The sequence below is a fragment of the Massilia sp. GCM10023247 genome (genome assembly GCF_042653325.1).
Taxonomy (GTDB): Bacteria; Pseudomonadota; Gammaproteobacteria; order Burkholderiales; family Burkholderiaceae_D; genus Telluria.
Genome location: NZ_JBHSIB010000014.1, coordinates 1 through 6818, shown reverse-complemented (window position 1 = coordinate 6818; position 6818 = coordinate 1). Strand labels below are relative to the sequence as shown.

Annotated in this window: 4 protein-coding genes and 1 rRNA gene; 4 read left to right on the top strand and 1 reads right to left on the bottom strand. The window is 60.4% G+C overall.

Annotated elements, in window-relative coordinates; genetic code table 11:
• Positions 1-667 precede the first annotated feature (667 nt).
• The 4 genes from ACFPAH_RS14250 to ACFPAH_RS14235 all read left to right on the top strand — a co-directional run bounded on the left by ACFPAH_RS14250 (position 668) and on the right by ACFPAH_RS14235 (position 6364).
• Positions 668-3169 carry a hypothetical protein gene (locus ACFPAH_RS14250; protein ID WP_379746553.1) on the top strand — a complete coding sequence of 834 codons (2502 nt, stop codon included), beginning with the start codon at positions 668-670 and terminating at the stop codon, positions 3167-3169.
• Between the two features lie 2 nt (positions 3170-3171).
• Positions 3172-4434 carry a hypothetical protein gene (locus tag ACFPAH_RS14245; RefSeq protein WP_379746550.1) on the top strand — a complete coding sequence of 421 codons (1263 nt, stop codon included), beginning with the start codon at positions 3172-3174 and terminating at the stop codon, positions 4432-4434.
• Between the two features lie 9 nt (positions 4435-4443).
• Positions 4444-5109, top strand: coding sequence for a hypothetical protein (locus ACFPAH_RS14240; protein ID WP_379746547.1), 666 nt, complete (start codon positions 4444-4446; stop codon positions 5107-5109).
• Positions 5110-5218: 109 nt separating this feature from the next.
• On the top strand, positions 5219-6364 hold the full coding sequence (locus ACFPAH_RS14235) for a hypothetical protein (RefSeq protein WP_379746544.1): 1146 nt from the start codon (positions 5219-5221) through the stop codon (positions 6362-6364).
• A 178-nt stretch (positions 6365-6542) separates the two neighbouring features.
• On the opposite strand, the gene rrf is transcribed toward ACFPAH_RS14235, so the two are convergent.
• A 5S ribosomal RNA gene (gene rrf, locus ACFPAH_RS14230) occupies positions 6543-6655 on the bottom strand.
• Positions 6656-6818: the final 163 nt, after the last annotated feature.

Sequence of the window (6818 nt, the reverse complement as noted above, 5' to 3'; positions counted from 1 at the left end):
AATCTCTGTTTGTTGACTCTTTCGAGTCACCCTGATTGCTCAGGGGTCGCTCACTCAAGATACTGACCGTCTCTCATTGCTGAGCAACGTTAATACTTTTGTGAACATTTGATATTTTAAGTAATCAAGAACCGAAGTTCTTGGCACCTTCATCAAACGCCCACACTTATCGACTGTTAATTTTTAAAGAACTGAATTCGGTACTGCCTTGCTGTGTTCTGCGAATCGTTTTGTTCGTCAGCAGCAGAGAGATGAGATTATGCAGTGTTTCGCGATGTTCGTCAACTTCTTTTTTGCTACACCGCAGAGTCTGCGGCATCTCGTTGCTTCTTCAACTACTTGATTTCGTTGTCGTTTTCGCGAGGAGGCGAACTATAGCAAAGCTGTGGCCGGATGACAAGTGCGTCACGCCTATCCGTTTCGCCGGCAACCACTGGCGGCCTCCTCCGCGCGCTCAACAGGCCTCCCGGCACGTTTGACAATGATCAAACGCGACCTTTCTGCCGCCTCTAAAGTCGATCGCAGCTCTTCCGACCCTCGCCGCAGCGCTAAGGCTTGGCATGGTCGTCGACTCAACTGTTTCGCGTCATCTGCTCGACCTCAGTGTTTTCCCCGTCGTCATACGGTAGCCGGAGCCCGTCAGGTCTACCCATTCAGGAGATTACGCATGAATACGCAGTACGAAAGTCCCTTCCGGAACCTGGCGCCGGGCGCCGAGACGGCGGTCGAAGGCTTCGAGCCGGAGACCCCTTTCCTGGATACCCGCTTCACCACGGAATCCTGGGAACAGCGCGGCCTACCGCCCACTGATGAGCGCGAGCAGCAATGGACCTCGCAGCTCGACACGCCTTTCGTTTCGCGTTATGACGGCGAAGCCCCGGTCAACCTGGAGGCGCAGATGGTCGAGGAGGTTGTCACCGAGATGTTCGACCGCGACTTCAATGAAGCGGTGTCCAGTTTGGCCGCAGAGGCCGCGGCGCAGGCGCTGCAGTTCAACGCCAATGGCAGCGAGGCGGGCAATCAATCCGCACCCGCCGATGAAGCGGGCACCCAGCAGTTACTCGCGGAATGGCTCAATCCACTGCAACTGGCGATGGAACGCATGTATGAACAAGCGGGGAACGCGGCCGCGCAGCAGCAGATGGAAAACATGTCGCAGGCCGACTTCGAAACGTTCTTCGAGAGCTTCGCGCCGCAGCCGGGCGCCGTTTCTCCCGAGTTCGAGGACTTTCTCAAGGGGGCCTGGCGTAAGCTGAAAAAAGTGGCAAGCGGTGCGGTGAGCCTGGCGAAAAAAGGCATCAGCGCAGTTTCAAAGGTGCTGCCTGTCGGTGCGCTGCTCAAGAAGCTGGTGAAACTGGTGCGCCCCCTCCTCAATCGGGTCATTCGTTTTGCACTGGGCAAGCTGCCTGCGGAACTGCGCCCGGCGGCGACCCTGCTGGGCAAGCGCTTGGGCATCCTGCGCGAAGCGGGATTGGGCGAGGCGGAAAACCAGGAACACGAAGCGGCCACCATGCCGGAAGCGGAAGCGATATCCGAGGCCTTCGATATGGAGGTGGTGACCCTGATGTTCGCGCGCGACGAGCAGGAAAGCGAGCTATTGCTGAACGAAGCAACGCAGGAAAGCGCCGATTTGAACGCAGCCAGCCCGCTGACCACGCTCGACAACGCACGCGAGCAATTCGTGGCGGAGTTTTCCAAGCTGCAGGCCGGCGAAAATCCCACACCGGTGATCCAGCAGTTTATCCCGGCCATCCTGCCGCTGCTGCGGGTCGGTATGACCGTGATCGGCCGTCAGCGCGTGGTGAACTTCCTGGCTGGTCATCTGGCCAAGCTGGTTTCGCCGTATGTGGGCCCGGCGGCGGCCGCGGCGCTGTCGCGTGCCCTGGTCAACATCGGCCTGCGCATGATTACGCTGGAAACCGAAAGCGAGACCGATCCGCGGGTAGCGGCGCGCGCCGTGGCGGCGACACTCGAAGATGCCGTCCGCCGCATTAATGATTTCGGATTCGCTCATTTCGAGGGAGTCGGCGAAAACCTCGAGCAGCAAGGCGTGCTCGAAGCCGTGACAAACGAGGCCTTTTTTGAGGCAGCAATGGCGCACTTTCCGCCACAGTTGCTCGATGGGACACGGCTGGCCGAACGCGAAATGTATTTCGAGACGTCCGGCGAAGGGGAAGCAGGCGCATGGATCATGCGCCCCCGGCCCCGCTACAAGAAGTACAGCCGCATTTTCGAAGTGACCCTCACGCCGCAAGCGGCCGCGAACGTGCACACCTTCGGCAACCGACCGCTTGCTGCCTTCCTGCGATCGCAGAATATCGCGTTGCCGGCGAAGGTAAAGATCCATGTTTATGAAGCCATCCCGGGCACGGTCCTGACCCAGATCGCACTGCTGGAACGGCGCACACCTGGCCTGGGTACGGGCGCGGCGGCCGCATCATCGAAACTTCATCCCTTGACCACCCGCGCCGCGGGCCTGCTGCTTCGCGAACCCGGACTAGGCCGCGATCCGGATCCACAGTTCCTCGAGTCGCGCAACAAGATCGGGATTGGCAACCGCTTTTATTACATCGAAGCGACACGGGGTTATGCCGTCGGGGCAGCGAGCAAAGTCCGTTCGAGCGAGGCCAACCTGACCGTCGACCTGCCCTCGAACCAGGTAAGGATCAGCGTCTTTTTCTCCGAGGCGGATGCGCAACGTGTCGTCGCAAGCGGCCCCAAGGCGGGGCCGATGACTGCGGTGCGCATTGCGCAAGGTCTTGCGGGCGCGGTCATCGCCAGCATCTCCCAGGGCGGCCCCACCAAGCACCTGACCTTCAACCGCGAACTGCCGGGCGAGATGGAAGGCGAGGAATTCTGGCAACGCATTGCTGGCGAAGCGGCCAAGCGGGTCGTCAAGTGGCTTCTCGAAGAAATCGCCAAGGCCCTTATCAAGATGGTCAAGGCTGCGCTCATCCGCTATTTCAATAGCAGGCTGGCCGAGTTTGCGAGCGCTACCCGCAATCCGGCCGACGGCGTGACAGTCGTGCTGGTGTTTGCGCATCCGGGCTTGCAAGTGCTGCGGGCCGCTCTGGCTGGCCGGGTTCCGGGCATGGCCGACGTGCGGGCAGCCGCGCGCAAATTGCAACTACCGTCTGTGTCCATCGTGCCCGGATTCGTGCGGAGATAGGCATGAGCCAAGACCGCGCCTTGCGTGCGCAGCTCACGCGCCAGCTGGCGCATTGGCGCGCCGCGATCGTGACGATCGACGACATCGACAATTTCGCCGCGGTCGAGGCATGGGGACGGATCGAGCGGTACCTCAATCTTGCGATCCGGAGGCATCTGGCGGCGACGGTCGAGCGCCTGCGGGTGGAGGCCAATGGCTTGACCGCGCAGCTGGCGAATGCGCAAACGATCGAGCAGCTGAAACTGGTACGCACGCGGCTGCTGGCATTTCGCCGCCTGTATGTCGCCGTCGAGACGATCCTCGATTTCTATGGCGACGCCATCAATACCCGCTCGAGCCCGAAGCTCGGCTCCATCCTGCGCGCACTCGATCTGATCGCCGCGCGCAGCATGGAGAGCGTGCTGCACCAGTTGGGCAAGCAGGCGCCCCCGGTGCTGAAGTATATCGACAAGGGTCTCGGGGCCTCCATTCTGCGGGCCAATGTGCGGCTGTGGGACAACGGCACCTTGAGTCCGGTGGCGGCAATCAAAATTACGCGCCATAACCTGTATCGGCCGACCAGCCTGTTGCACGAGACCGGCCATCAAGTGGCGCACCTTCTCGGCTGGACCGGCGAATTCATGACCTTGCTACGCCAGGGATTCGCCAGGGCGGTGCCGCACGAAGTGCTGGAAGCGTGGATTGCGGCAGCATCCGAAATCGTCGCCGACATCCACGCATTCGTGCATTGCGGTTACGCGGCTGTCGCTGCGCTGCATGACGTGGTGGCTGCGGACGAAGACGCGGTGCTGCGCTACATTCCGGGCGATCCGCATCCGATACCGTATATCCGGATCTTGTTGAATGTCGAGTACTGCCGGCGCATGTACGGCGCCGGACCATGGGACGACCTGGCCTATGCATGGCGCGACGTACACCAGCTCGGGCGCGCTGAGCCCGGCACGCGCGCGTTCCTCGAGTACTCGGACGGGATGCTGCCTCGGCTTGCCGAGCTATCGCTGCTGCACCCCATGACTGCATTCGGAGGCCGCAGCATCGTCGAGCTGGTCGATCCCGCAAAAGTCAGGCCCGACGCCTTGATGCAATGGTCGAAGCAGCTGGGCAGCGCACTGACGACTTCGCCCCACTGGGCGCAGCAGGAACCGATCCGCTTGCTTGCCCTGTCGGGTTACGAGATGGCGATCGCTCCACAGCGCGCCCCCGAGATCGCACAACAATACGAAGCATGGACCCAGCGCGTCGGCGACACCGTGCGCGCACTCTAGGAGATCGCGATGCTAGTTCAATTCACGGGTATTCCCCTGACCGAAAAAGCGAGAGAGATGCAACGTGGCTTCGCTGCGGTGATGCTGCGGGTGCGCGGTTATGTCGACGAGGGCGGCGATGTGGGCCTGACGCAGATCCCGGTCGAGGACCGCCCCCACCTGTCCGAAAAGGAAATCGTTGAAAACACCGGACGTGTCGGTGTCGACGCCACTTTCAGCGAACCTCCGATCGCCGCCTATCTCGACGGCAGGTATCTGCTGCGCATCCATGTCACACCGAGTACAGCGGCGAGCAAGAATGACCGCCAGGCTTACCAGGTCAGCCTTAGCGCGCCTCCTGGGAACGGCGGGCGCTTCGGGCCGGTCACCTTGGTATGGCCCGGGCAGTCCGTCGTCTGTGTGGAACCACTCTGTATCAAGCGCTCGACCCTGGTCAGAGACTTGGGGCTGGTCGAAACCCAGACTTCTCCCGAAAAAATCCTGTTGGCCAGGTGCGTGCCTGCCCGTCCATTGGAGATGCACGTTGCCGGCCACGAGCTCGGTCCAGAGCAATGGACATGGGATGAGCGCACCGGGACATTGGTGGCGAAGGTTCCCGAGCACGTCAATGCCGGCAATGTTCTCGTGGTGACCAGGGATTCGGTCATGCAGAGCAGACCGTTCTCATTTGAATAACCCGGGCAGACCTGTTGCCACGAGCATCGCAAGCATCGCAAAGCATCAAACGGGGGCGCCGGCAACAAGGCACTGAATTCGCACAAGTATTGTCCGCCAGGAGATTGTCATGTTTTTCCAGTTTGCGAAGTGGAACGCAGGGACGCTGCCGGGACCACCCACGCTGTCCGAAATGGAGGCGCTGATGAAGGTACACCCGCAGGTGTTGGTGAATGCGCTCGAACATTTTTATTCGACGCGCTTGTCTCCGCCCTCCAGCCCTGAGTACGGCTCGCCGTCCGGAATTTTGTCAACGGCCTATGGCGCGCCGGCGCTTGCGGCCGGCATTGCGGCGGCGCCGACCGTCCAGCGCTGGGATCATCTCATCTACGCTTACCTCATTGAAAATACCCGCATTTTCGAGATCTTCGATCGGGTGTTGCGGGAATATGAGAACGGCGAACGATTCGAAACTCCGGATTTCGAGACGGCGATGTGGCTGCGTACCACCGAATCCCTGTTTTACCGGGACCATGGCGCAGGCTTCGTCGGATCGCTGACCAGTTGGCTGCGGCCCGATCCCCGTGCGATCCGGCGCAACACCTATTACAGGCTGCTGGGAATGGATCTGAACCACGGCGCCGATGGCAACCGTGCCTACCTTTTCGATAAGCCGACGTCTTCCAACCGGGACTTTGTCTCGGTGTTCGAAGCCTTCGCTAGAGAAGTATGGCGCGGGATCGTCAATGCAAACAACAGCAGCGGCATGCGCGACACCGATGACGCCGCAATTGCCAACCACGCACGCCGTCTCAAAGAGATGTTGAACCTGAGGCGCAACAACGGCAACCTGATGCGGGAGGAATTCTGGGCAGTCGCCACCCTTTCGTGGTTCCACCTGGCCGTTGCCGAAGATACGTATGTCGTGCGCGCGCTGAAAGCCGAAGGAGAGAGTGCGCGCGATCGCTTGAAAAAAGTGGGCGAGCGCGTGGGATTGCCTGCGCATAACCACGCCGATGCCTATTTCAACATGGCTCCAGCCCTGTCCATGCTGCTGACCTTCATCGAAAACGACCCGCTAGCGGTCGACCCGACGGCCGCAGCCGGTTATTACAATGGCAGCGGCCCGAATCCACTGCTTCCCGGCGCTATGCGCACGATCATCAATTACTGGTCGACCGCGTCCGGCCGTGACCTGAAGGGAATCAGCGTCAGTCCCTCTGTGCTCGCGCCACTTGCGCCCGCAAACAGCGGCACGGTCATGACAATCCGTTGACCGGGTCCGTGAGCTACGCCGCGTGGAGTTCCGAGGGTGTGGCCGGGCGCGCAGGCTCCGCCCACGCGTTCACCGCGCGATCGGCCACCGCCCGACACTCGATCCCGGCACTGGGCGCAAAAGCGACAGACGAAAAAAAACCGCCCAAGATCACTTGAGCGGTTTTTCTTTATAACTAGCCTGACGATAACCTACTTTCACACTGGTTGCAGCACTATCATCGGCGCAAAGTCGTTTCACGGTCCTGTTCGGGATGGGAAGGGGTGGGACCGACTTGCTATGGTCATCAGGCATGACTTTTACGAGCATCGTTCAATGAACGCGGCTCAGAATCTGGAAGAAGTAGGTTTTATGAGTAGTAACTGTCGTGTCAACAAACAGCACTGTATTCTCGAATTACCATGACCTGCTAAGGTTATAGGGACAAGCCGTACGGGCAATTAGTACTGGTTAG

Bases quoted from the DNA above. Each gene is read 5' to 3' on its own strand.
- ACFPAH_RS14250 (WP_379746553.1), top strand. From the start codon at position 668: ATGAATACGCAGTACGAAAGTCCCTTCCGGAACCTGGCGCCGGGCGCC.
- ACFPAH_RS14235 (WP_379746544.1), top strand. From the start codon at position 5,219: ATGTTTTTCCAGTTTGCGAAGTGGAACGCAGGGACGCTGCCGGGACCA.
- ACFPAH_RS14240 (WP_379746547.1), top strand. From the start codon at position 4,444: ATGCTAGTTCAATTCACGGGTATTCCCCTGACCGAAAAAGCGAGAGAG.
- ACFPAH_RS14245 (WP_379746550.1), top strand. From the start codon at position 3,172: ATGAGCCAAGACCGCGCCTTGCGTGCGCAGCTCACGCGCCAGCTGGCG.